This window comes from Kaistella flava (ex Peng et al. 2021) (assembly GCF_015191005.1).
In the GTDB taxonomy this organism is placed as follows: domain Bacteria; phylum Bacteroidota; class Bacteroidia; order Flavobacteriales; family Weeksellaceae; genus Kaistella; species Kaistella flava.
Genome location: NZ_CP040442.1, coordinates 1,009,944 through 1,035,491, shown reverse-complemented (window position 1 = coordinate 1,035,491; position 25,548 = coordinate 1,009,944). Strand labels below are relative to the sequence as shown.

27 protein-coding genes are annotated in these 25,548 nt (G+C 33.5%); 12 read left to right on the top strand and 15 right to left on the bottom strand.

All coding sequences use genetic code 11. The features are described from left to right. The first annotated feature begins 1 nt into the window (after nt 1). Nucleotides 2–775 (top strand): molybdopterin-dependent oxidoreductase, encoded by a 774-nt coding sequence (locus Q73A0000_RS04680; protein WP_193812920.1) that lies wholly within the window; start codon nt 2–4, stop codon nt 773–775. Nucleotides 776–811: 36 nt separating this feature from the next. Here Q73A0000_RS04680 and Q73A0000_RS04675 read toward each other — a convergent pair whose 3' ends face one another. The 6 genes from Q73A0000_RS04675 to Q73A0000_RS04650 all read right to left on the bottom strand — a co-directional run bounded on the left by Q73A0000_RS04675 (nt 812) and on the right by Q73A0000_RS04650 (nt 4,445). After that, entirely contained in the window at nt 812–1,162 is a 351-nt protein-coding gene (locus Q73A0000_RS04675; RefSeq protein WP_193812919.1) for a DUF488 domain-containing protein, read from the bottom strand. 246 nt (nt 1,163–1,408) lie between these two features. Further along, nucleotides 1,409–2,029, bottom strand: a complete 621-nt coding sequence (locus Q73A0000_RS04670; protein ID WP_244140804.1) for a TlpA family protein disulfide reductase — start codon at nt 2,027–2,029, stop codon at nt 1,409–1,411. A 71-nt stretch (nt 2,030–2,100) separates the two neighbouring features. After that, nucleotides 2,101–2,451 carry a hypothetical protein gene (locus tag Q73A0000_RS04665; RefSeq protein ID WP_193812918.1) on the bottom strand — a complete coding sequence of 117 codons (351 nt, stop codon included), beginning with the start codon at nt 2,449–2,451 and terminating at the stop codon, nt 2,101–2,103. 400 nt (nt 2,452–2,851) lie between these two features. Then, on the bottom strand, nt 2,852–3,328 hold the full coding sequence (locus Q73A0000_RS16915) for a cupredoxin family copper-binding protein (protein WP_244140803.1): 477 nt from the start codon (nt 3,326–3,328) through the stop codon (nt 2,852–2,854). Between the two features lie 6 nt (nt 3,329–3,334). After that, entirely contained in the window at nt 3,335–3,880 is a 546-nt protein-coding gene (locus tag Q73A0000_RS04655; protein WP_193812917.1) for a DUF4142 domain-containing protein, read from the bottom strand. A gap of 331 nt (nt 3,881–4,211) precedes the next feature. Beyond that, nucleotides 4,212–4,445 (bottom strand): 4a-hydroxytetrahydrobiopterin dehydratase, encoded by a 234-nt coding sequence (locus Q73A0000_RS04650; protein ID WP_193812916.1) that lies wholly within the window; start codon nt 4,443–4,445, stop codon nt 4,212–4,214. 449 nt (nt 4,446–4,894) lie between these two features. Here Q73A0000_RS04650 and Q73A0000_RS17165 point away from each other — a divergent pair, with 449 nt between their 5' ends. Further along, nucleotides 4,895–5,074 carry a PLDc N-terminal domain-containing protein gene (locus Q73A0000_RS17165; RefSeq protein ID WP_193812915.1) on the top strand — a complete coding sequence of 60 codons (180 nt, stop codon included), beginning with the start codon at nt 4,895–4,897 and terminating at the stop codon, nt 5,072–5,074. A 1,069-nt stretch (nt 5,075–6,143) separates the two neighbouring features. Here the strand turns inward: Q73A0000_RS17165 and Q73A0000_RS04640 are convergent. The 9 genes from Q73A0000_RS04640 to Q73A0000_RS04600 all read right to left on the bottom strand — a co-directional run bounded on the left by Q73A0000_RS04640 (nt 6,144) and on the right by Q73A0000_RS04600 (nt 16,450). Continuing rightward, nucleotides 6,144–7,934 carry an acyl-CoA dehydrogenase family protein gene (locus Q73A0000_RS04640; RefSeq protein ID WP_193812914.1) on the bottom strand — a complete coding sequence of 597 codons (1,791 nt, stop codon included), beginning with the start codon at nt 7,932–7,934 and terminating at the stop codon, nt 6,144–6,146. A 57-nt stretch (nt 7,935–7,991) separates the two neighbouring features. Next, the gene (locus Q73A0000_RS04635; protein ID WP_193812913.1) at nt 7,992–8,999 is read right to left on the bottom strand and encodes a YhcG family protein; all 1,008 of its coding nucleotides are present in this window, start codon (nt 8,997–8,999) and stop codon (nt 7,992–7,994) included. Between the two features lie 26 nt (nt 9,000–9,025). Further along, nucleotides 9,026–10,207: a thiolase family protein gene (locus Q73A0000_RS04630; protein WP_193812912.1), complete on the bottom strand. Its 1,182-nt coding sequence runs from the start codon at nt 10,205–10,207 to the stop codon at nt 9,026–9,028. Nucleotides 10,208–10,257: 50 nt separating this feature from the next. Then, nucleotides 10,258–10,611: a four helix bundle protein gene (locus tag Q73A0000_RS04625; protein WP_193812911.1), complete on the bottom strand. Its 354-nt coding sequence runs from the start codon at nt 10,609–10,611 to the stop codon at nt 10,258–10,260. Between the two features lie 85 nt (nt 10,612–10,696). Next, nucleotides 10,697–13,090 (bottom strand): 3-hydroxyacyl-CoA dehydrogenase/enoyl-CoA hydratase family protein, encoded by a 2,394-nt coding sequence (locus tag Q73A0000_RS04620; protein WP_193812910.1) that lies wholly within the window; start codon nt 13,088–13,090, stop codon nt 10,697–10,699. 6 nt (nt 13,091–13,096) lie between these two features. Beyond that, nucleotides 13,097–13,549, bottom strand: coding sequence for a MarR family winged helix-turn-helix transcriptional regulator (locus Q73A0000_RS04615; RefSeq protein WP_125022779.1), 453 nt, complete (start codon nt 13,547–13,549; stop codon nt 13,097–13,099). Nucleotides 13,550–13,715: 166 nt separating this feature from the next. Beyond that, entirely contained in the window at nt 13,716–14,639 is a 924-nt protein-coding gene (locus tag Q73A0000_RS04610) for an ABC transporter ATP-binding protein (RefSeq protein ID WP_193812909.1), read from the bottom strand. 115 nt (nt 14,640–14,754) lie between these two features. Further along, entirely contained in the window at nt 14,755–15,729 is a 975-nt protein-coding gene (locus tag Q73A0000_RS04605; RefSeq protein ID WP_193812908.1) for an iron ABC transporter permease, read from the bottom strand. Nucleotides 15,730–15,877: 148 nt separating this feature from the next. After that, nucleotides 15,878–16,450 carry a TlpA family protein disulfide reductase gene (locus Q73A0000_RS04600; protein ID WP_193812907.1) on the bottom strand — a complete coding sequence of 191 codons (573 nt, stop codon included), beginning with the start codon at nt 16,448–16,450 and terminating at the stop codon, nt 15,878–15,880. 33 nt (nt 16,451–16,483) lie between these two features. Between Q73A0000_RS04600 and Q73A0000_RS04595 the strand changes: the two genes are divergently transcribed. From Q73A0000_RS04595 to Q73A0000_RS04550, 10 genes are all read left to right on the top strand, one after another. Then, nucleotides 16,484–17,608 carry a ferredoxin--NADP reductase gene (locus tag Q73A0000_RS04595; RefSeq protein ID WP_193812906.1) on the top strand — a complete coding sequence of 375 codons (1,125 nt, stop codon included), beginning with the start codon at nt 16,484–16,486 and terminating at the stop codon, nt 17,606–17,608. A gap of 68 nt (nt 17,609–17,676) precedes the next feature. Then, a complete protein-coding gene (locus Q73A0000_RS04590) occupies nt 17,677–18,234 on the top strand; it encodes a vancomycin high temperature exclusion protein (RefSeq protein WP_193813649.1) in 558 nt (185 codons plus the stop codon). 77 nt (nt 18,235–18,311) lie between these two features. After that, nucleotides 18,312–18,929, top strand: coding sequence for a uridine kinase (gene udk, locus Q73A0000_RS04585; protein WP_193812905.1), 618 nt, complete (start codon nt 18,312–18,314; stop codon nt 18,927–18,929). Nucleotide 18,930: 1 nt separating this feature from the next. After that, nucleotides 18,931–19,281 (top strand): FtsB family cell division protein, encoded by a 351-nt coding sequence (locus tag Q73A0000_RS04580; protein WP_193812904.1) that lies wholly within the window; start codon nt 18,931–18,933, stop codon nt 19,279–19,281. Nucleotides 19,282–19,320: 39 nt separating this feature from the next. Next, complete coding sequence (locus Q73A0000_RS04575) at nt 19,321–20,487, top strand: methylmalonyl-CoA mutase family protein (RefSeq protein WP_193812903.1); 1,167 nt, start codon at nt 19,321–19,323, stop codon at nt 20,485–20,487. A gap of 72 nt (nt 20,488–20,559) precedes the next feature. Next, entirely contained in the window at nt 20,560–20,931 is a 372-nt protein-coding gene (locus Q73A0000_RS04570) for a GxxExxY protein (RefSeq protein ID WP_193812902.1), read from the top strand. Between the two features lie 113 nt (nt 20,932–21,044). Further along, on the top strand, nt 21,045–22,196 hold the full coding sequence (locus tag Q73A0000_RS04565) for a class I SAM-dependent methyltransferase (RefSeq protein WP_193812901.1): 1,152 nt from the start codon (nt 21,045–21,047) through the stop codon (nt 22,194–22,196). A 90-nt stretch (nt 22,197–22,286) separates the two neighbouring features. Next, nucleotides 22,287–22,568: a hypothetical protein gene (locus Q73A0000_RS04560; RefSeq protein WP_193812900.1), complete on the top strand. Its 282-nt coding sequence runs from the start codon at nt 22,287–22,289 to the stop codon at nt 22,566–22,568. Between the two features lie 94 nt (nt 22,569–22,662). Then, on the top strand, nt 22,663–24,042 hold the full coding sequence (locus Q73A0000_RS04555; RefSeq protein ID WP_193812899.1) for a dipeptidase: 1,380 nt from the start codon (nt 22,663–22,665) through the stop codon (nt 24,040–24,042). Nucleotides 24,043–24,353: 311 nt separating this feature from the next. Then, nucleotides 24,354–25,223, top strand: coding sequence for a T9SS type A sorting domain-containing protein (locus tag Q73A0000_RS04550; RefSeq protein WP_193812898.1), 870 nt, complete (start codon nt 24,354–24,356; stop codon nt 25,221–25,223). Nucleotides 25,224–25,548: the final 325 nt, after the last annotated feature.

Here is a 25,548-nt window from a genome sequence, read left to right as displayed (position 1 = left end):
AATGGAAAAAAATAATAGAAAACAAGAGGAAGAGGTTTCATCGGCAAAGATTAGAAATCTAACCATTGCTGCCTTTGTGATTTTTATTCTGCTTTTTGGAGGTGGAGCATTTACTTTTTTTAAAATTAAAAATCAACCAGGTGAAACGCAGCAAACAGGCGTGCAAGATCCTTTAAGAAAAGTGCTTAACGAGAATGAGAATGTTTTTAATAAAGTATTTTCCTCTAATCATCTTGCGAAAACATATCCGAAATCTGAAGCGGTGAAAAATGTAAGAGTAAACGGCGATGTGGGAATGGGCAACGATTTTGACGCAAAAGACTGGAAATTAAAACTGGTAAAAGCGGATGGAGATACTTTAGCTATTTCTTTGGCGGATATTCAGAAACTTCCCAAAACAGAAATTACGTTCGATTTCAAATGTATCGAAGGTTGGAGTCAGGTAACAAATTGGGGCGGTGTGAAATTCAGTGATTTTGTAAAAGCCTATCATTTAGATCAGCAATCACAGAAAAAATATATCGGCTTGGTAACACCGGACGGAGAATATTATGTGGGGATTGATATGCCAAGTGCAATGCATCCGCAAACGCTGCTTTGTTATGAAATGAATGGCAAACCTCTACCAATGGATCAGGGTTATCCTTTGAGATTGATGATTCCTACAAAGTATGGTATCAAAAGTTTAAAACGAATCGGAACACTTTCCTTCAGTAATGAAAGACCAAAAGATTATTGGTATGAAAGAGGATATGATTACTATTCTGGTTTGTAGGATTAATTTACTTTAAAAGTGACAGATTTCGTTTTTCTATTTTTGAATTAAATAATTTCTTAAAACGACTGCCTGATTAAATTCAACATTTTTTGCAGAGTATAATAAAGTCAGATGTTGTTTCTTGGCTATCAATTTTAAACGTTCAATTTCATCACTTTTTAAATCCAGTTCCGCTTTATAGCGTTTTTCAAATTCAGGAAATCGCTCTTCTGTATGGTCAAACCATTTTCGAAGTTCGGTGGAAGGTGCGATGTCCTTATTCCATTCATCCAGTTTTGCTTCTTCTTTTGAAACGCCACGTGGCCACAAGCGATCAACTAAAAGTCGATAGCCGTCATTCTCCGAAGCTTCTTCATAAATTCTTTTAATGGTAATGGTTTTCATGATTTTATTTATTTAAAGTAATAAAAATGCCTAAACGAAAGATTAAAGTTAAGGACAATATTTTATTCCCAACCCGGTTTTTTCAAAATTAAATGGTAATCTTTTGTTTAAATTTTTTAGATAAGTCTTTGTGAATGAAAATGATAGTAATGACGATTGTTTTTTAGTCGTTCTCGATTTCTTTCTGAAACTAAAAAAAAATCCAAGCTCTAATAAACTTGGATTTTTTTTTAATTTTAAATGCAACTATGGTTCCATTGCAATTACATTATTTAGGAAATCCACAATGTCTTGCCCGGAATAATCTGACATACCTTCTGTGATATGAGCGATATTTCCCTGTTTATCCAAAATTACGGTTGTAGGCAAACTCCCGCGGAAAAATTCGGCAGGAAAATCTCCGGCAGGATAATAAAGAGGTAAATTCAATTTTCTATTTTCCATGAATTTTGTGGCTTTAGTTTTATTTCCTTCTGCTTCTAAAATTACAAAAACGATGTCTTTATTGTCTTTAAATTTATCATGAAGCTTTTGGATGGAAGGCATTTCTGCGATGCATGGTCCACACCAGGTTGCCCAGAAATTAATAAATACTACTTTGCCTTTCAGATCTTCCAAAGAAACTTTATTTCCTTTTTCATCGATAAGATTCATGGTGTAATTTGCTGGTTCAGCGGTTTCTGGATTTGAGTTTTGAGAATTTGCTGAGAGTGTAGATTCGTCTAATTTTGGATTAAAAAATCCCAGTTTCATTAAACCTTGTTGCATTGTTGCCTTTACATTGGGTACAAATAGTATGGATAGAATTAAGCCGATAAAGCCGATATTGAGAACTCTTTTCATTGTTTCTTTTGTTTTAGTATTCATAAATATTTGTTTTATGTGCATTAAAAATTGACATTCTGAGCTAGAATGTAAAATCATCGATAAAAAAAATATTAAACTAAAGAGGAGCGTAATTGCTGATAGAGGATGTAAAGAGGAACAGATCTGGCTTTTCGAAAACCAGTTTTCACTGATGTTGAAATTAAAATCTGATCAGTAAATTTTAGAACTGCGTATTGATTATCTTCCTTTTTTACGGCAACTTGTTGCGATTTTTGTAAAGCCGTGAATTGAACATATTGACAGGAAGAACCAGATTTAGCGCTATTTGAAGTAAGATTTTCAATGTTGAAAATCTGTTTAACAGATTGTTTTATTCCACAAGGTGTGAGAACTAATACTACAATCAGTATCAGAAAACTCAACGTTTTGAAAACCCCTGATGATGGAAAAAACTTTTTCATTTCGGCGAAAATACTATGATTTAAATCCTTAGCCCAATTTTTAACAAAGTTTATATTTTGGGAAAAGTATTGTAAACGGCGGATTTATAAAAGTTGCCTTATTTAACTTATTTAATTACGTTGAAAATTATTAAAATAAATAATAGGATTAGCATTAATAAAATTAAAAACCAACCTGGTTACAAGTTGGTTTCTTTAATAAAATCTGAGAAGTGTAAATTTAAAAATTTCAGAAATTATGAGATTCTTTAGAGTTTTGATATTTTTGTGTTTATAGTTTCTAAAACGTGTAATATTTGGATTTAAAAGTACTATAAACTAAACTCTAGAATTGTTTTTCGTCGAGCTAATCCGTTCAGATTCGTCCAGTTATATTATTTTATATAAAATAAATAAAATCTTATTTTACAATAATTTTCCCCTTCATTACTAAGTGAATAGTGCAATAATAATCTGAAGTTTTCTCGGGAGTAAAAGTCCAGGATTGCCCTGGCTGTAACATTGGAGAAGCCCAGGCTTTATTTACTTCTGTTGCATTATGTTCCACAATGTCTTTGTTGTTGAACGTTACTTGATCTCCTTTTTTCACAGTAATCGTTGCTGGATTATATTTCATGTTTTCTATGGTCACAACATGAGTTTCAGCGTTTGGATTAGTACTCGGAGTTGCTGCAGTCGCACCGGTTTTTGCTGTCATTGCAGTATCAACTGGTGGTGTAGCAACAGTAACATCTGGACTGCTTGTCGTTGCACTGGAATTGTCATTTTCTGCAGGCATGGTGTCTTTGGATCCCGAATTACAACTGGTTATATTTAATAAGCAAACCATTGCAAATAGTGAGAATCCTATTCTGAAAAAATTCTTTAACGAAATCATTGTTTATTATTTAAATTCTTTCTGAATCATTTTTGCATGCTCAAGATGAGTTTTAAAAATAGGCAATGCTTTTTCAAGTAAAGCTTTCAGTTCCGCATTTTTAGCTTGTGGAATAAGCATATCTTCCACTGTTTTAATGACTGATTCGTGATAGGCTACTTCATTGTCAACATATGCTTTATCAAAAGCTCTTCCTTTTTTAGCATTTAAGACTGCTTTTTCTTTAGTGGCGGCTGCTAATAAAGATTTTGAAACTGCATTCGTTTTTGGAGTGACTTTCAATTTTGTGACAAGATCCACAGCCATTTTAATGACAGCGGTGTGGTCTTTTTTCATCGTTGTAGCAAAGTTTTTAACGTCTTTGTTGACCGATTTTTTCAATGCTATTTCAGCATATCCGATATCGACTTGGTTTGCGGTTACGGCTACAGAGGCGATTTCTGGATCTGTAAGCTGAGGTGTTTTGTGTTCCTGTGCAGAAACTTTGGTGGTAAATAACAATGCTGATAGAAGCATCGTTCCAGATAAAGCTAGGTTTTTTAACGTTTTCATTGTTTCATTGTTTAAGTTAATAGATGATTTTATTTAAATTTAAATGAAACACTAGGTCACATTTAAAAATAATTTCTTTATTTTTTTAAACTTGGTTGATTTTTTTCTAGAAAACTATGACGAAGTTACGATGTTCTATAAATGAAGCCAAGTTTATTTAGGAATGTGTAAAATAGATTATATTTATAATATTGCTATTGATTTGATAATTTTAATTTGTAATATTTAGGAATAATAAAATAAATGAAGCGGAGAGTTGGTTATTTTATTCCTAGAATAGTCAGGTACTTCTTAGAAATAATTAAGAATTTTAATCCAGATATCTTAAAATTTACCCCATTATTTTATCAATTGCTTTGGCGAGTTGATGATCTTTTTCGGTGATAATGTCACCTGCGTCATGGGTGCACAAGGTGATCTTTACTTTGTTGTATTCGTTGGACCAGTCGGGGTGATGTTGTTGGCTTTCGGCAACCAAGGCAACTCTGGTCATAAAGGCAAATGCTTCGGAAAAATCTTTGAACTTAAAAGTCTGCTGCAATTTCCCATCGGTTTCTTTCCACATGATTTTATATTTTATTGGTTAAAATTTTTGTGAATATCAAGTCGTCTGATAAATACAAATTTAATGAAATACAACCCGTCGGTGTTACGAAATTAATTGTTCTAGTTATAGAAGTATTTGTTTTTTTGTAAAGTTGAGAATTTTTAAAATAATAGATTTACGAAAAGATTGGTGTAATGTTTAAGTGTACATTTCTATTTTATCAGTTAAGAATTGACATTATAAAATTTTGAAATCTTGTAAAGGTTCTTCAAAATCTGAAAACCTATGATTAAAGCAAAAAATCCCTCGATAAGTACAATAAAATATTAACAAAAAAACTCTAATTTTGAGTATTACTAATAAGAGAAAATAAAAGACTTTGAAAAAATAATCAAAAAATAGTCGGATTAAAAAGTGCTTCTCAATCCTGCTGTTTTTGAATAAAAAAAGAGAAGACGAAAAGCACGATGAGCACTCAAATTTATTATACCGTCTTTATAATTCTATTTATTGCAGTCCTGATTTTTAGCATTATAGAAATTGTGAAAAGTCCTTATTCAATGCCCAGAAAATTAATGTGGCTTTTTATATGTCTATTAATGCCTTTTTTTGGCTCGATTGTATTTCATTGGTATAGAAAGGGATAATTAAATCTACTTCATAGTTTTTCAAGTAAATAAGTGTAGAGAATGTATCTTGGGTTTCTAATTTAATCTGGGAGTGTGTTTTTATTTTGAGTTTACTTAACACTGTATTTTTCATTTCCTTACGTTGAGCATGGTTTTTAAATCTGAGAGCCAAAAAATCAAGAATAAAACTTGAAGATTATTTTGATAATAGGGAAATAAAAAACTACCATTTATTATTCTATGAATCTCTATATGCAAAGGCTTTTAAAATATAAAGTGCTTTTTTGTATTAATGAAATTATATTGATTTTTCGGTCGTAAGAAGAAATGCCTGAAGTCATAGCCCGATGGGAGCGGCATCCCCGCGCAGCGGGATATAGCGGACAGCGGGACGGGATTTGTAAGGAGCGAAAGTTTTGGTGCTTCTTATTGAGGACTTCGTGATTGGATTTCTTTTCAAATATCGGTTGATAATTTTTTAAAACAAAAAAAACCAATGATTGCTCATTGGTTTCCTAATAGTATTACTTTTTTTCTTATCTAAAGTTGGATTTAAATAACTCGCAATGAAGAACTGAGCATTACCTCCATAGTTTAACAATAATATATAAAAAAGCCGTCTCAATATAAAATTTGAGACGGCTTTTTTTTTGATGCTATTTTTCTAAACTAACAATTCTGTTTTAAATGAAATTGATTCATTATAAAAAAGAAAATACTAAAGTGAATTTAATGTAAAATCTTTAAGAGACTGTTTGAATTCAACACAAAAAAATTTAACCACAAAAGTCACAAAAGCTTTAGGTAAAAACTACTTCTAAAAGTTTACATAAGTTCCGAAAATCGGCTGTGTTCTACAGTGTCTTCTACGGCTTCGTAATTTCTGATTCTATATTCAATTATTTTCATCAATATAGTTTTCTCAAATATAACATATTTAAACAAATTTCACTAATACAAAATATGACAGAACTTCAAAAAACACTACTTTTAAAGTCACCGATAGCGCGGATTTGCAATCCGTGCTTAATATAAAAAAAGAACGCCCCGATTTCTCAGAGCGTTCAAACCACATATCAAACTATTTCTAGTAAGATCCTTTTTCCACGAAATGGGCTGCAACCTTTTCAGTTAATGCAACTACATTTGGCATATTGGTATATTTTGTAAATCTGCGTAATCCAGAAAGCATCATGCGCTGTTCGTCGCCTTCTGCAAAGGATACGATTCCTTCTTTCGCTGCGGTGGTAATTGCTTCCACGGCTTTGTAAAGATTTAATCTTGCCATTGCTGCTTGCACAGAATCGGTATCGAAATGTTTCTCTGCTCTTAAAACTGCAGATTCTGCCATATAGATTTGGTTCAGAATTTCAGACGCATTTAATAATAAGTGCTGCTGTTTTTCGATGTCCATCATGTATTTCTGAAGCGCTGCTCCGGCAACCATTAAGAATACTTTCTTCAAGTTGTGAAGAATTGCTCTTTCTTCAGACATGTATTCTGAATAATCAGGAACTTCAAAAGAGGGAATTCCCATCAGTTCTTTTCCGATCGCCATGGCTGGTTTCAACAAATCAAGTTCGCCTTTCATTGTTTTCTTGATCAACATTCCTACCGCAAGTAGTCTGTTGATTTCATTGGTTCCTTCGTAGATTCTACCGATTCTGGAATCTCTCCAGGCTGCTTCCATTGGGGCATCTTCCGAGAATCCCATTCCACCGTAAATCTGAATTCCTTCGTCAGCGATATGTTGGGTTAGATCTGAAACATAAACTTTAAGAATAGAACATTCAACCGCATATTCTGCCAAAGCATTCATTTCTGCGTTTTCGTGAGACATTCCACCAGCAACCAATTCTTCGATTTTATCTTCTACATTTTTCGCTGCTCTGTACGCTCCAGATTCTGAAACGAAAATCCCTGTTGACATTTCTGCAATTTTCTTACGGATTGCTCCAAAAGTAGAAATTGCAACGCCGAACTGTTTTCTTTCGTTGGCATATTTAATGGCAAGACCTGTAATTCTTCTTTGTCCGTCTACGTTTGCTGCTGCCAGTTTAATACGGCCAGCGTTCAAAGCGTTCAAGGCGATTTTGAAACCGTTGTTTCTTTCTCCTAAAAGATTCTCCACGGGAATTTTCATATCATTAAAGAAAACCTGACGGGTAGAAGAGGAGCGAATTCCTAATTTGTGTTCTTCTTCGCCCATGGTCATGCTGTTTGGATCTTCCAGTTCTGAACGGTTGATCACGAATCCGGTAATGTTTTTATCATCTCCAATTCTTGCAAAAAGGGTAAAAGTCTCTGCAAATCCAGCATTCGAGATCCACATTTTCTGTCCGTTGATGATGTAATGTTTACCATCTTCCGTTAATACTGCTCTCGTTTTTCCAGAGTTGGCATCGGAACCTGCATCTGGTTCTGTCAAACAGTATGCACCGAATTTTTCACCCGTCGCTAAAGCCGGAAGGTATTTTTGTTTTTGCTCTTCAGTTCCGTACAATAGGATAGGAAGCGTTCCAATTCCAGTGTGCGCTCCGTAAGCAGTTGCCAATGATCCATTTCCACCAGAAACGACATCACATGCTAACATTGTACTCACGAATCCCATTCCAAGACCGCCGTATTCTTCTGGAACTGCAATTCCTAAAGTTCCCAGTTCTCCTAGTTTACGCATGGTTTCCTGAGTCAAAGCGTAATCTTTCTGTTCAAATCTCTCTCTGTTTGGAATAACTTCTCTTTCCATGAATTCATGAAGAGAATCACGAAGCATTATTTGTTCTTCTGTCAGTTCTTCAAGACTGTACAATTCTGCTGCAGGAATATCTTTGATGATGAATTCACCGCCTTTTAGTGTTGTTTTTGTTGTATCGCTCATTTTATTGTTTTTTTTTATTGAAAAGTACTTTTGCTTATTGATTGTACTTGTAAATTTTTATTTTTGATCTTTTTTAAATTCATCAAATTCGGTTTTAAGTGCCTCTAAAATTTGACTTTCTGTAGGTAAATACAATTGATATTTACTTGCCAAAATGCTTTTGTTTTCTTCGGGTAAAGTAAATTTCACCAAAGAATTATTTTTGTCCGCACATAATAAAATTCCGATGGTTTTGTTTTCATATTCCAGCTTTTCCATGCGATCGTAGTAATTAACATACATTTGTAATTGTTCCAAATCTTCATGAGTAAGCTTATGAGTTTTGATTTCGAAAATGACAAAACATTGCATTAACCGATTATAAAAAACCAAATCGATAAAAAAATCATCTCCATCTAAATGAATTCTTTTTTGCCTTGCAACAAATGAAAAACCGTTTCCTAATTCTAACAGAAAATCCTGTAAATGCGTAATGATCGACTCTTCTAAATCTTTTTCATAATAAGCCGATTCTCTTTTTAATCCCAGAAATTCTAAAACCATAGGATCTTTGATAATCTGTGAAGCATCATTTGGAATGAGTTCCCCTTTTGCAATTGCTAAAACACTTTCTTTGTCGTTGCTCATTAATAATCGCTCATACAAACTGCTGTTAATCTGTCGTTCTAATTGTCTTGCAGACCAATTGTTTTTCACAGATTCAGCGATGTAATATTCTCTCTTATGTGCATCATCAATTGATGTAAGTAGTTTATACTGAGTCCAGTTCAATTGTGTCCGCAGTGCGGACATAATTGGAAATGTCTTGTAAAATTGGCGATACCAATTCAGTTGTCTGTAAGAAAATCCACTGCCAAATTCTGGTTGAAGTTGCTCTGAAAGATATTTAATGAGATAAGTTCCGTATTCTGCGCGTTCTTCTCCATTTTGCTCTTCCTCAAAAATTCTTTGTCCAATATGCCAATACATCAGTGTCCGCTGATAATCTACCGAACGAACCGCATTATCTCTTGATTGGGAAATAATGTTTTTAATTTCAGAAATTAATGATGCATTTGTTAACATTTGTAAGGATTTTAAAGTCGAAAATTTTACAAAAGTTCGAAGATTGAAGCCGCTCCCTGTCCAGTTCCTACGCACATCGTTACCATTCCGTATTTCATGTTTCCGCGTTTGCGCATTTCATCAAGAAGTTGAACAGTTAATTTTGTTCCGGTACATCCAAGTGGATGTCCGAGTGCGATGGCGCCTCCATTGACATTTAAAATATCTGGATTAAGATTCAATTCTTTTTTCAAAGCAACCGATTGAGAAGCAAAAGCTTCATTCAGTTCAATTAAATCGATGTCTTTTAATTCTAAACCTGCTTGCTTCAATGCTTTTGGAACAGCGTATAATGGACCCATTCCCATAATTCTCGGCTCTAAACCGGCAGCTGCGTAAGCAACTAATCTTGCTTCCGGTTCCAATCCTAATTCCTTTACCATTTCTTCCGACATTACAATAACGAAAGCTGCACCGTCACTCATTTGAGAAGAGTTTCCTGCAGTTACACTTCCACCATTTGCAAAGACTGGACGTAATTTTGCCAAACCTTCTAAACTTGTACTTTTTCTTGGACCTTCATCCACGGCAAATTCATATTTCTTGGTTTGCATTTTTTGGTTCTCATCCAGATAATTATACTCAACTGGAATCGGAACAATCTGATCTTTGAATCTTCCTGTTTCATTAGCTTTTAAAGCTTTGTTATGAGAATCGAAAGAAAATGCATCTTGCTCTTCACGAGTGATATTGAATTGTTTCGCGACTTCTTCTGCGGTATAACCCATTCCCCAATAATAGTCAGGATTGGATTTTGCCATATCACTTTCCGGAACTGGTTTGTAACCGCCCATTGGAATGTAAGACATTGATTCTGTTCCACCTGCAATGATACAATCAGCCATTCCTGCCTGAATTTTCGCCGAAGCAATAGCAATCGCTTCGCTTCCAGAAGCGCAATATCTGTTCACCGTAACACCTGGAACTTGATCTGTTTTCAATCCCATTAATGAAATTAAACGCGCAACGTTTAAACCTTGTTCTGCTTCCGGCATTGCGTTACCAACGATTAAATCGTCGATTCTGTTTTTATCTAACTGCGGCACTGCAGCCATTAACTTTTCGATAACGGTTGCTGCCATGACGTCGGGACGCGTGAAGCGAAGTGAACCTTTGGGAGCCTTTCCGACGGCCGTTCTGAACCCTTTAATTATATATGCTTGTTTCATTTTAGATTAGAGATTTTTAGACAAGAGATTTGAGACTCTTGTCGTTTAAATTATTTATTAATATTTTCTTTAAAAACATAAACCATTTTTTGAACTTCATTTAACTTCACCAACAAAGCTTCATTAACTTCAGATGAAATAAAATTTAACCTTTCAGAAATAATTAATTGTGTTTGAAGTTCATAAGAAGACCCATATGCAATATTTAAAAAATGAGAAAATTGTGGATTTGTATCTCTTCCTGCACCTTCAGCAATGTTGGAAGGAATTGAAACCGCTGATCTTTTGATCTGTGATGAAAGTCCATATTTTTCATCATTTGGCATATTTGCCAATGCTTGATAAACATCAACACACAAATCAATTGAATCATTCCAGATTTTTAATTTTTTAATATTATGCATGATAAATAAGTTTATTTAAGATTTACATTTTATTTTTAATTCTGAAGTTGAAAGTCTTTTAGTCTCAAGTCTGTCCGTCTCAAGTCTAATTACGAAGAGGTTTCCCTTTTGTCAACATGAACTGAATTCTTTCTAAAGTTTTTCTCTCTCCACACAATTGTAAGAAAGTTTCTCTTTCCAGATTCAATAAATACTGCTCTGTAACAATTGTTGGTTCAGAAAGATTTCCTCCGACTAGAACGTTCGCTAATTTGTCCGCAATCAACTTATCGTGTTCAGAAATATATTTTCCGGTTAACATTTGATCGGTTCCGACTAAGAACATTCCTAAAGCATCACGTCCTAAAACTTTTACTTTTTGTTCAATCGGTTGCGTGTAACCATGTTCTGCTAGACTTAAAGCAAGCATTTTTGCAGTTTTAATCTGACGGTTTTTATTCACCACCACGATGTCTTTATGGTTTTCTAAAATTCCCATATCGTACGCTTCGTAAGCAGAAGTTGCCACTTTCCCCATTGCGATATTCATGAACATATCACGAAGTCTGTTGTTCTTCACATCATCAGAATGGAATTCGCGGGAAACTCTCAAGGCCATTTCTTTCGTTCCACCGCCGCCAGGAATTACACCGACACCAGTTTCTACCAAACCGATATACGTTTCCGCTGCAGCAACAACGCGATCAGCATGCATCGTCATTTCGCAACCACCACCTAAAGTCATTCCGTGTGGAGCAACTACGACAGGAATTGAAGAGTAACGAACGCGCATCATTGATTTTTGGAAATAGGCAATTGCCATATTTAAATCATCCCAATCCTGATCGATGGCCATCATTAAAATCATGGCTAAATTAGCTCCGACAGAGAAATTCGCTCCTTGATTTCCTATTACTAAACCGTCGTACTCTTTTTCAGCTAAGTCGATGGCTCTGTTCAAACCATCTAAAACTTCACCACCCAAAGAGTTCATTTTAGAGTGGATTTCAAAGTTGATAATTCCATCGCCCAAATCCTGAATTGAGGATCCTGAATTACTCCAAAGGGTTTTATTTTTTCTAATATTATCAAGAATGATAAAAGATTCCTGACCCGGAATATTATTATAATTTCCAGAGTTTTTGTCGAAGTAAATACTTTGACCTTCATCATTCACTTTATAGAAAGTCGCTACGTTTTTCACCCAATCAGAAACTTCATAACCGGCGTCTTTTGCCAATTCAATTCCTTTTTGAACTCCAACTGCATCCCAAATTTCAAACGGTCCATTTTCCCAACCAAAACCAGCACGCATTGCATCATCGATTTTGTACAGTTCATCAGATATTTCCGGAACTTTATGAGAAACGTAAGCGAATAAAGCTCCGAAAGATTTTCTATACAATTCTCCGGCTTTATCTTTTCCACCGATAAGAACTTTAAAACGGTCAATTGGTTTATCGATAGATTTCGTTAATTCCAGAGTAGGGAAGTCTGATTTACCTTGAAGTTCGTATTCCATGGTATCCAAATTCAAACCTTGAATTTCTGATTTACCTTCGGCATTTTTCACTTTCTTATAAAAACCTTGCTCCGTTTTTGAACCCAGCCATTTGTTATCAACCATGGTTTGGATGTATTTCGGAAGTTTGAAAACATCATTGAAGTCGTTGGCTTCAGCACCACTTTGACTTACTCCGTTCGCAACCATGACCAAAGTATCCAATCCAACAACATCAGCAGTTCTGAATGTTGCAGATTTCGGACGACCGATTACCGGACCGGTTAATTTATCAATGTCAGAAACATTTAATCCAAGATTTTGAACTTCATGAAGCAAATTCATCATGGAGAAAACTCCGATTCTGTTCGCAATAAATGCGGGAGTATCTTTCGCTTCTACCGTTGCTTTTCCTAAGAATTTTGCTCCATATTCCATGTAGAATTTAACGATTTCAGGATCAGTTTCCGGCGTCGGAATAATTTCCAAAAGCGGTAAATATCTTACTGGATTAAAGAAATGCGTTCCTGCGAAATATTTTTTGAAATCATCGCTTCTTCCTTCAATCAAGAAATGAATGGGAATTCCGGAAGTGTTTGATGAAACTAAAGTCCCAGGTTTTCTAAACTGTTCTATCTTTTCGTAAACCGATTTTTTAATGTCGAGTCTTTCAACTACAACCTCAATAATCCAATCGGTTTTTTTGATTTTTTCTAAATCATCATCGAAGTTTCCAACGGTTATTCTCTCAGCAAATTTCGGAGTATATAAAAGTGCCGGACTTGATTTCTGTAATTTCACAAAGTTTTCGGCAGCGATTCTGTTTCGAACCACTTTATCTTCTTTGGTCAGACCTTTTTTCTGTTCAGCTTCTGTCAGTTCAAAAGGAACGATATCTAATAAAAGCACTTGTACGCCGATGTTGGCAAAGTGCGCTGCGATACCGGAACCCATAATTCCTGAACCGAGAACCGTTACGTGTTTAATTCGTCGTTTCATTGATATTTATTTTTTGTTATTTAATTCGTTTGCAATTTTCAAAATGTCGGTCATGACTTCTTTGAAAATTTCCATTTTTTCAGCAGGGATTTTCTCAATCACCTTTTTGTTGAAATTCACCACGACTTCTTTTGATAAGTTTCTGCTGTTCAGACCTTTGTCAGTAAGTTTGATGATGACTTCTCTTTTGTCGTTGGTGGTTTTTTCTTTGTAGATGTAGCCGTTGTCTTCCAGAAGTTTAATTATTCTGGTTAAAGATGTCGGTTCAATGGCCATTTTTGGTCCCAGATTCGTGCTTCGTGTTCCTTCTTTCGGATCAATCTTTAAAAGAGTCAAAGCTTGAACGGCTGTCGCGTCATGGTCTTGCGCCAGTTCCGAATACATTTTCGAAACAGCAAGCCAGGTCGATTTTAGAATCAGATCGACGTTCTCTACTTTTTCATTGTTCGTTTTGTTCATAATATTGAGATAATGTGGTTATTCAAATATAAATAATATTATGCATGCATAGTATATTTAAATTGTTAAAATTTTGTTAATAACTAGCAATCAAACAGTTAAAAGGTATGAAAAGCATAATACTATGCATGCATAGTACTTTTGAAAACGTTGAATGAATAAGGATTTAATGAAGGTTTTGAAGGAATTTAGCAATTTCTTCAAAAGAATCATATTTTTGTTGAATAGGAGGGTTTGAAATCTCCCAAAAAGGTTCTTTAAACGTAAATTTAAATTCTGAGAGGTTGGTTTTGAAGTTTTTTTGTAGAAAAGAGTAGAGCATTTCTTTGTGTAATTCTGGGGCGAAAATTTGTGGCGGCACAAATCCTTCGTTAAAATTAAAAATGCTTGGATTGAGTAATTCGTTATGGTTTAAAAGAATCTCTTCAGTTATTCCAGCGTGAAGTTTTTCATTGCTGATGAGCCATATTTTGTCGGCAAACTCTTTTGCTAATCTCCAGTCGTGCGAAGAAAATAAGATGAGTTTATTTTGTGTTTTCGCTAAGTTTCGAAGCAATTTGAGAATGATGATTTTGTTCTCTTCATCTAAATGAGTTGTTGGTTCATCTAAAATAATCATTGGTGAATTTTGTGCTAAAGCTCTGCCGATAAAAGCTTTCTGAAGATTACCATCTGAAAGTTGACTCAACTGGAAATCCCGGTATTGTGTTAGATTAAGACTTTCAATAATTTCTTCAACTTCTTGTTGGTCAGATTCTTTCAGTTCAAAATAATAAGGATAATGAATGTATTTTCCGAAAGAAATTAAATCGCGTAAGGTATAATTGGCTGGAATTTGCGACTTTGAAAAAACTACGGCAATTTGTTCTGCCATTTCTTTTGATGAAAGGGTTTTAGTCTCCGTTCCATTTAATAAGACTTCGCCATCTAATAATTCGATTTGATTAAGAATGCTTTTAATTAAAGTCGTTTTTCCTACGCCGTTGTTTCCGATTAAAAGGCAGATTTCACCTAAAGCCAAGCCAGTATTAACTTCTTTAATTAAAGGAGTTTTATAACCAATTGTTGTGTTTTTTAATTCTAGAAACATTTCTTTTAATTAAACTGAAAAGGTTTTTTATTAAATTGTTTATTAACGCAAAGTCGCAATGTTTTTCTATTTATCATTCTTTTAAAGTTAAAAATACTTTACGTTAAAAAAAGTATCAAGCTTTTCTACCTCTTAACATCATAGTTAGTATTACCGGTATTCCAAACAACGACGTAATCACATTCAAAGGAAACTGCGTAGATTCTGATATAATCGAGAAAAATTCCATGATTAAAATTCCTAATAACATATTTAAAATCCATTGTTGCCAAAGTTTTGCTGGATTAAAAAGCATTCTGCAAAAATGCGGAACTACAATTCCGATAAATAAAATAGGACCTAAAAAAGCCGTTACAGAAGCTGATAAAAGCGATGATGAAATGATCACAAAATACTTTAAGTGTTTCAGATTAACGCCTAAACTTTGAGCATAAGCTGTTCCTAAGGAATTTCCAATTAAAGGTTTGATGGTTTTGAAACTCAAGATTAAACCAATGAAAACGAAAATACTTAAAACGATGATTTGATTCTTCGAAACCTGATTATTTGCACCGAAACTCCAAAGAATGTAATTTTTTAAACTTTGATTTTCTGCATAGAACTGCAAGATAGAAACGAGAGCGCCGGCTAAAGCAGAAATTAAAAATCCGAAAATAATTAAAAATGATTTGTCTTGAAATCGTCCTGAAAAAGCCAGTAGAACAACCATTAATAATAAACTTCCACCAATGGCAGAGAAACTTAAAAAACTATTTTGTAAAAATTCTGGTAGAATAAAATCTTGAGAAAAGAAAATATAGAAAGCGACACTCAAACTCGCCACAGAAGTAATTCCTAAAACAGAAGGACCAGCCAAAGGATTCTGAAAATATTCCTGTAATAAAAATCCTGAAGTTGGAATTGAAATTCCCGCCAACATCATAACCAATATTCGATTGATACGAAGTTGTGCAATCTGAGAATTTTCAGAACTGGACGAAAAGAAATCTGAAAAATTTAAATCCATAAAACCAATATTCAAATTGATTATGATCGAAATGATAATTCCGATGAGAATGAATATTCCGGTGATTTTAAAGTTTTTCGACATTTTAGATATACAAAAAAGTCACAAAAGTTGTGTTTTTTTATTAGAGATCAAAAGTGATTTTGAAAGCTTTTTTTAGATTAAAAATCTATACTTTCAAAAATACTTTTCAACTCTAGTTTTACAGTAACTTTTGTGACCTTTAGTTGGATTATTTAAAAGAATTTATCTTTTCTGTTAACGCTTCCATGCTCATCATTCCTACAGTTTCGTCAGTTTTATCGCCTTTTCTCATAAAAGTAAAAGGAATCGAACCGCCGTCCCATTGTTTGAAATTTGCTGGGAAAAATTCTGGAGTTAATGAGGATCCATCTAATAAAACTACATTTTGTGAAAGACCTTGTTCTTCAGAAAACTTCTTCACTTTCGTGTCCCAATCTCCTTTTTCATCTAAACTAACGAAGGTAAATTTAACCGGTTGCGATTTTAATTCTACCATTTTTTCTTTAAAATGAGGAATTTCTTTCATGCACGGTCCGCACCAAGTTGCAAAGAAATTGGTCACATATAAGGTGTCATTATCTTTTTTACCGAGAAGTTTTGAAGCTTCCTGCTGACTTACTTCAACGTGCTTAAAAGGAATGACAGCTTCTGTAGCAACTGCTGATTCACCTGTACCAATAGAATCTGTCGTTTTTGACTCATTGGTTTCAGTTACTTTTGCTTCTTTGTTACAAGCTGAAAGTGCAGTCAATAACACTACACCAAAAATCAATTTTTTCATTTTATTTTTATTATTTTTGAATTCTTAATAACTATGGAAAATCTCTTACCTAAAGCAAGACAAATAGAATTTCACCCGCTAAAATTAGCGAAAAAGCAAGAACTGACCAAAACTACCTTTGCGCTCGAATTCGAAATTCCGCTGAATTTATCATCCCAATATCATTTTGAAGCAGGGCAATATGTTACGCTTCAATTCTTAAGCGATGGAAATTTGGTACAGAAAGATTTCTCAATGACTTCGGCGCCGCACGAAGGAAAAATCACTTTAGGAATTAAAATCAGCAGCGAAGAAAGTTTCGCAAATTCTTTATTTAACAATTTAGAAGTTGGAGATGATGTACAAGTTTCTGAACCGAGAGGAAGATTTACGTTAATTTCTAAACCACATGAGTTTCGTACAATTGTTGGTTTTGCAGGCGGAATTGGGATTACACCAATTTTAAGTCATTTCAAAAATATCTTACACACCGAACCCAGAACACGTCTTTTTCTTTTTTACGGAAATAAAAATAAACGGCAAGTTGCCTTTAAAAATGAATTGGATGAATTGGTGAATCAATACCCAGATCGATTAGAAATTCATTATTTTTACTCTCAGGAAAAATTGGGAAATGGTCTTTTTGAAGGAAGGTTAAACGCCAAGAAAGTGGCTTTAATCATCAATCAAATTTTACAATTAGATGATACTGATGAAGAGAGTACAATCTGGGACGCTGTTGATGAAGTTTTGATTTGTGGCAAAGGTGAAATGATAAAATCGATTGCCAACGCTTGTTATAAACACGGAATTCCGAAGAAAAATATTCACTTTGAATTGTTTGAGGAATTTAATGAAGATATTTTTCCTATTGAAAAAGAGTTTCCTTTAATGGAAAATATTGAGGTAGATTTTAAACTTTTTAATAAAGAATATAAAACTACTTTGAACAATAATAAAATGCGATTGTTGCAGCAATTATTGATTCAAAAATTCCCGGTTCCTTATTCCTGTAAATCCGGAATTTGTGGAAGTTGCGAATGTATTTTAGAAGAAGGCGAAGTTGAGCTTTTGGAAAATGAATATTTGACCGAAAAAGAAGAAGCCTCTGGAAAAATATTGGCTTGTATGTCAGTAGTTTTAAGTAAAAATATTAAAGTTAACTTTGATTTAATATAACCGTTTTGAAAAAGATATTAGATTATTTGAAATCATTTTTTAATCTCGTTGAAATCGGGATTCTACTTATGATTTTGGCTAATATCTGGGTATTTGCCGTAACCAACGGAAAAACGTACACCAAGATTTCTAAAATTCCGCCCAGAGAAGCAGCACTTGTTTTAGGAACTTCACCCAAAATGAGATCCGGAATTTCGAATCCTTATTTTACGGCTAGAATGGATGCCACGGCGCTTTTATACCATCATGGGAAAATCAAAAAAATCATTGTGAGTGGCGAAAAAAGTAAGGGTTATGATGAACCGGCGGCCATGAAAGATTACCTTATTTATCAGGAAGGCGTTCCCGAAAATATCATTATTGAAGATCCAAAAGGTTTTAAAACCCAAGCCAGCATTAAAAACTGCCTGGATGTTTACCATCAAAAAGATGTGATCATTGTTTCCCAGGGTTTCCACAATTTACGTGCTTTGTTTTATGCCAGAAATAGCGGAATGAATGCGCTCGGATTTGATGCTCAGGATGTTCTCGCTAATAAAAGTTTTTATAGAAATCAATCCCGAGAGTTTTTAGCACGCGTAGTTGCCGTAATTTATTACGTTTTAAATATTGAAAGAAAAGTGTAATTTTTTATAGTGACAATTAAGTGGTAGGTTTACTCAAGAATTTACCACAAAATCTTATATTTGTAAAAATATAATTTATGCTCGTAATCGGAATTGCAGGAGGAACCGGATCAGGAAAAACCACTGTTGTCAATAAAATTCTTCAGCAACTCAATATAGAAGGCGTTAATGTGCTCTCTCAGGATAATTACTATCATGATAATCCGAATCTTACCTTGTCAGAAAGAGAGGTTTTGAATTATGATCATCCAAAATCCATCGATTTTGATCTTCTTATTAAACATGTAAAAGCCTTGAAAAATGGCGAAACGATTGAGCAACCTTTGTATTCTTTTGTAACGCACTCCAGAACGGGAGATCATGTTTCAATTGATCCTAGAAATGTTTTGATTGTAGAAGGAATTCTGGTATTGACTAATTCTGAATTGTTGAAAGAATATGATTTAAAAGTTTTTGTTCATGCCGATTCAGATGAAAGGTTGATTCGTAGAATTAGACGTGATACACAAGAACGTGGTCGCGATTTGCAGGAGGTTTTACACCGCTACCAAACGACTTTGAAACCGATGCATCAGGAATTTATCGAACCATCGAAAAATGAGGCAGATTTAATTGTTCCGAATATGAAGCAAAATACCGTTGCGATTGACTTTCTTTCGACAGTAATTAATAATACTTTGAAAAACGCTCACTAAAATGGAAGATCTAATTAAAGAAATTAAACCCAAATCACCGAAGTTAAAATTCATTCAAAAATATTTTGTGAATAAATATTTCGTGACTATTTTTCTTTTTTTAATGTGGATGATTTTCTTTGACAGTACTTCTTTTTTAGTTATTAATGAGTTGAATGGTGAAGTAACAAAGTACGAGGATCAATTGGCTTATTACCAGGCTGAGTATCAAAAAAACGATGATTTCTACAAGAAATTAATGAACAATAAAGCGGAGAAAGAAAAGTACGCCCGTGAAAATTACTTCATGAAAAAACCGAACGAAGAAATTTTTATTTTGGTGGTGGATAGTACGAAAGCGGTTAAGAATTAATTCATCAGATAAAAGCCGATTAGTGGCGCCATGAAAATTATGTTTAAAAAAACTTCACTTCAAGACTGGGAATCTGTTGTTCAGAAACAATTGAAAACAGAAAATATCTTCGAGATTTTATCTAAAGAAAACCTCGAAGGAATTGTAGTTAAACCTTATTACGATTCTGTTTCGAAACCTTTAAGTAATCTTCCGAAAGTAGAAGAATCTACACATCTTGTTTCTCTTTATCACGAAAGTGCCGAAGAAAATGTCTTTGCTTTTCTTTTAAATAACAATGTTGAAGATCTTCAAGAGAAAGTGATTTTCGTCAACGATAAAGATTTAGCAGAACACATTTCTCTGGACGAAAGCAACCGTTATTTTTCTTTAATCGATGTTTTTTCAGAAGATAAAAAGGGAGAATTAAACCAACAGTTAGCAAAAGAACTTTTGGCGAAAAATTTTGAAAGAAATATTTGTGTTGATATTTCTTTGCATCAAAATGCAGGTGCAGCAATTGTTCAGCAATTAGCAATCGCTTTGGCAAAAACAAAAGAAATGAGCGAAGTTTTCGGCTCAGAAATTTTAAATAAGATTATTTTTAAAATAGCAGTTGGTGGAAATTATTTCTTTGAAATTGCTAAAGTTAGAGCACTTAAATTAATCTTTAATGAGTTTTCAAAAGAATTTGGTTTAGATCAAATACCTTATATTTTTGCAGAAACATCTTTCAGAAATAAAGCAAAAAATGATGCTGAAAATAATCTGATTCGTTCAACATTAGAACTTTCAGCGGCGATGATTGGCGGTGCAGACGCCGTTTTCACCAACGATTATAAAATCGAAAACTCAGATTCTGTTTCCGAAGAAATTTCATTTAAACAGCAAATCGTTTTAGCCTACGAAAGTATCATTAATGTTTTTGATGATGCTGGAAATGGATCTTATTATATTGAAGATTTAACGCAACAATTCGCAGAGAAGTCCTGGCAACTATTTTTAGAAATGGAAGCTGAAGGTGGTTATTGCGAACTTTTAAAGAAAGGCTGGATTCAACAAAAAATCTACAATCAAGCCATCAAGGAACAAAATTGGGTTGAAGAAGGAAAAGTTAAAATCATCGGTGTCAATCTTTATCCGAAATTAGAGAAGACCAAATCTGTTGAAGAATTATATTCTGTAAATGAAATTAAAGCAGTTCGTTTAGCTGAAATGTTTGAGTAGTTTTTTGCCACGAATGCACGAATCTTTAAATGAATAAAAATGTAATTAGTTATAAGTTTAAAATGTGTTTTTATGGCAATTATCTATAAAGAAGAATCATATGAAATTATTGGAATTTGCATGGAAATCCATAATTATTTAGGTTTTGGCTTTTCTGAAATTGTGTATAAGGATGCCTTGCAAATTGAATTTGGAAATGCTGGAATTCGTTTTGAAAGAGAAAAGAAATATGAAATTGAATATAAAGGAACTATTTTACCACATTTGTTTTATGCCGATTTTATTGTTTTCGATAAAATTATTTTAGAAATTAAAGGCAAGAAAGAAATTGCAGATGTTGATTTAGCGCAAGCGATCAATTATCTAAAAGTTTCTGAAAATAAGTTGGCATTAGTTATAAATTTCGGTGAAGAAAAATTAAATTATAAAAGGATTGTTTTATAATCTGCCACGAATCCACGAGTTTTATAATTTAACTAGGAAATTCATTTATTCATGGCATTATTTCATCCAAAATTAATTCGTGCATTCGTGGCATTTATTTTTAAATTAAATAAGTGGAAATTAAAATATTAGATTCAGAAGTTCAAGAATACATCAATGCAAATCTAAAAACGGATTTGCATTCTTTGTTATTGAAGAAATCGCGTTTCCCAGAAGTTTCGATGCAGGAAATGGTGCAGCAGATTAGAGGGAAAAAAGTTGCTCAAAAGAAGTTTCCGTATTTATTAAAAGACGGAATTGTATTTCCACCAAACCTAAATTTAGAGCAGGCATCTTCTCAAGCAACTGCAGAATTCAAGGCTAAAAATTTAAAAGGAAGAAGTTTTATTGATTTAACTTCCGGGTTTGGAATCGATGCTTATTTTTTAAGTCAAAATTTTGAAGAAGTTACTTTAGTAGAGCAGAATTCTGAACTCTTAGAAATTGTAAGACATAACTGGAAAATTTTAGATAAAAAAGCGAATTTCATTAATGAGAATTTAGAAAATTTATTGAATCAAAATCACGAAAAATTTGATTTGATTTATCTCGATCCAGCCAGAAGAGATGAACATAAAAATAAGAAGTTTTTACTGGAAGATTTATCACCGAATCTTTTAGAAATCCAAAACGATTTACTGAAAATTTCCGATCAGATTATCATTAAACTTTCTCCATTGATTGATATTTCTTATTTAATTTCAGCTTTAAAGAATGTCGTTGAAATTCAAATTATTGCAGTTAGAAATGAAGTAAAAGAATTGTTGGTTTTAATTAACTCAACTCAAAAGAAAGACCAAACTATCATTTCTTGTATCAATCTTGAAAGTGAGGAAAATACGTTTTCCTTTAAATATAAGGAGGAGAAATTGGCAGTTTCAGAATTTTCAGAACCACTTCAGTATTTATATATTCCCAATAATGCGGTTTTAAAATCTGGTGGATTTAATAGCATTTCAGAAAAATTTGGTTTAAAAAAGCTTCATCCCAATACACATTTTTATACTACCGATGAATTTGTAGAAAGTTTTCCCGGTAGAATTTTACACGTAGAAGTCATTGATTCAAAACAAATTAAGAAAGGAAGCCAATTTAATATTATTTCTAAAAACCATCCTTTAACTCCGGACGAAATCAAGAAGAAATATAAAATTTTAGATGGAGGAAAAGACTATTTAATCTTTACTCAAACCCAGAAAAATAAAATTATTTTAAGAACTGTTTAGAATTTAGGGAAAGCCTTGTGGAAAATATTAATATTTCTTACTTTTGGGGCATTCAAAAATAGAAGGATTCTTAATCATCATAAAGTAGATATGAAAAAAATTATTTTAGCCGTAGCAATCGCAGGTTTAGCAATGAGTTGTCAAAAAATTCAAGCGGGTTCAAACAAAGGTGTTTTGAAAAGAGAAAGTGGTGTTGAAAGATACAGCGACGATGTGATGAAGGATGAAAGTTCAGCTACAGTTGAAGCAGCACAAGCTGGCAAAGCTGGCGTAATGATGTCTTCGGACAGTGCTAAAGTTACTGCTCAGCCAGCAGTAGCAGTTAAGAAAGACAGTGCAGTAGTTGCACCTTCTTCTACCGAAAAGAAATAAGTATTTTAAAACATATTCGTAAATGTCTTGCTTCGGCGAGACATTTTTTTTATTTTTACCAAGTTCGATGTTAAATAATTTTAATTAAAATAAAATGAAAGAAACCTTAAATTACATTCAGGAAAATAAACAACGTTATGTTGATGAACTTTTTGAATTGTTAAAAATTGCTTCTATCAGTGCTGATCCTGCTTACAAAGATGAAGTATTGAAATGTGCGGATGAAGTGGCAAAATTCTTGAAAGATGCCGGTGCTGATGATGTAGAAGTTTGCGAAACGAAGGGATATCCTATTGTTTTTGGTCAGAAATTCTTAGATAAAAATTTACCAACGGTTTTAGTTTACGGACATTACGATGTTCAACCACCAGATCCATTGGAATTATGGACAAAACCACCTTTCGAACCATATATCGAGAAAACTGAAATTCACCCAGAAGGTGCAATTTTCGCCAGAGGTTCTGCAGATGATAAAGGTCAATTCTTTATGCATATCAAAGCTTTTGAAGCGATGATGAAAACAAATACTTTGCCTTGTAATGTTAAATTTATTTTTGAAGGAGAAGAAGAGGTAGGTTCAAAAAGTCTGGAAGATTTCGTTAATGAAAATAAAGAAAAATTAGCGTGTGACGTTATTTTAATTTCAGACACTCATATTTACTCTAACGAACAACCGACTGTAACTACTGGTTTAAGAGGTCTTAGTTATGTAGAAGTTGAAGTTGAAGGACCAAACAGAGATTTGCATTCTGGTTTATACGGAGGTGCAGTTCCAAACCCAATTCACGTTTTGTCAAGAATGATTGCTAATCTAATTGATGAAAACGGACATATCACCATTGATGGATTCTACGATAATGTAGAAACGGTTTCAACGGAAGAAAGAACTGATATGAATAAATTAAAAGATGATCCAGAACACTTCAAAAAATCAATTGGTCTAAGTGGAGTAGAGGGTGAGAAAGGATATACAACTTTAGAGAGAACATCGATTCGTCCGACTTTAGACTGCAACGGAATTTGGGGCGGCTATATTGGTGAAGGTGCGAAAACAGTTATTCCGTCAAAAGCATTTGCGAAAATTTCTATGAGATTGGTTCCTTATCAAACTCCGGATGAAATTACAGAAAAATTCACGAAGTACTTTGAAAAAATTGCACCAGCAAACGTGAAAGTTAAAGTAACTCCACACCACGGGGGAATGCCTTACGTTTTACCAAGCGATACGAAAGAGTTTTTAGCTGCTAAAACGGCTATGGAAACTGCATTTGGAAAAGAAGTGCTTCCGTACAGAAGTGGAGGAAGTATCCCAATCACGGCGATGTTCGAACAGGTCTTGGAGGCAAAATCAGTCTTGATGGGCTTTGGATTAGATTCCGATGCGATTCACTCTCCTAATGAACATTATGGATTATTTAATTTCTATAAGGGAATTGAAAGTATTCCATTATTCTTTGAGAATTACACAAAATAGATAGAAAGCACCTTTTTTTAAGGTGCTTTTTTATTTTTGTTAAAAGTATTTCTGGAATTTAATAAAGAAAATGTAATTGAAAGTGCCTGCCAATTATCGACGATGGAAGTATATTTTTTTTGGATGGGATGTGAGGCGATGTGCTCATAGAAAGAGATTTGACTTTTATAAGCAAAGTTAAAGTATTTAGGAATTCACAAGATAAAATCAATTTTAAAGTCATTTTCTAAAAGAAATAGCTTTTTTGTTGTTGAAAATTTCATCTTTTCAATTTTTTTCATATATTTGAATTTAATTTAAATAAATATATTATGAAAAGAACATTTACTATTTTAGCAATTGCAGCACTTTCTGCAACCGCAACTTCTCAAGTAATCACCCAGAATTCAGTTCCAAATACAGTTACCTCAGGGGCTTCTGTTGCATGTGGTAATCAAGCAGAAGGATATACTTCAGACAATTATTATTCAAGAGCATTTACACTTGCAGATTATGCGATCAATTACGATTACAAAATTACCAATGTAGCAATCGGTGTTGAAAGTGTAAATGGAGGTGACTTTGATGTTACCCTTAATCTTTACAGTTTAGTGGGTACTTATCCAGGTGGAACTAAAACGTTATTAAATACAGCTCCGATCCCTGTAGTAATGGGTGACGATGACTTAAAGATGGTAAGCACACTTGATGGTTTAACTCAAGTAATTCCTGCAGGATCTAAATTCGTAGTTGAAGTTTTTCACGATGGATCGGAAACTGGTACTACTTTTTATATGGGTGCAAATCCTGCGGCTCAAACAAAACCTTCTTATTTAAAATCAATTGCTTGTGGAATTGCTAATCCAGTTGCAACAGGAACAGGTGCTCTAGCTGGTTTTGCAGATGCAAAATGGGTAATGACTGTTACTGGTGTAAATAACTTAGGAGTTACAGAAATTATCAACTCTAAAGATCTTCAGGTTTTCCCAAATCCTGTAAAAGATGTTTTAAACTTTAAAATGGCAAATAATCTTCAGGTTGAATCTGTTGAATTATATGATATGACTGGTAGAAAAGTAAACACTGTAAATGCTAAATCAATTAAAGATGTAAATGTATCGAACTTCAGAAAAGGTACTTATATTCTTAAAGTAAAAGCAAATGACGGAAACGTTTATGTTCAGAAAATTTTAAAAGATTAATTATCTAATCTAAATTATAAGAGCACCTTTTTTAGGTGCTTTTTTATTTTAGTTAAAGAATTATTTTGCAAGTTCAAGTTTTTTTTGAAATTACTTCCTTTTCAGCCAATAAATAAAAAGGATTGGAGTCGGGGTAAGAGTAACGTTGGTGGTGTGGTGTTTGTTTTTAACTAGGTGTTTTAATTTTTTAATTTTTATTAAAACGCTATAATTGTTTAATTATAGTGCTTAAATTTAGATTTTTGTTGCTTGTTATAAGTTAAAAGAATATTAATCTTTAAATTATATGTATTTTAATATTTTTTTTCCTTAGCTTTGAGTAAAT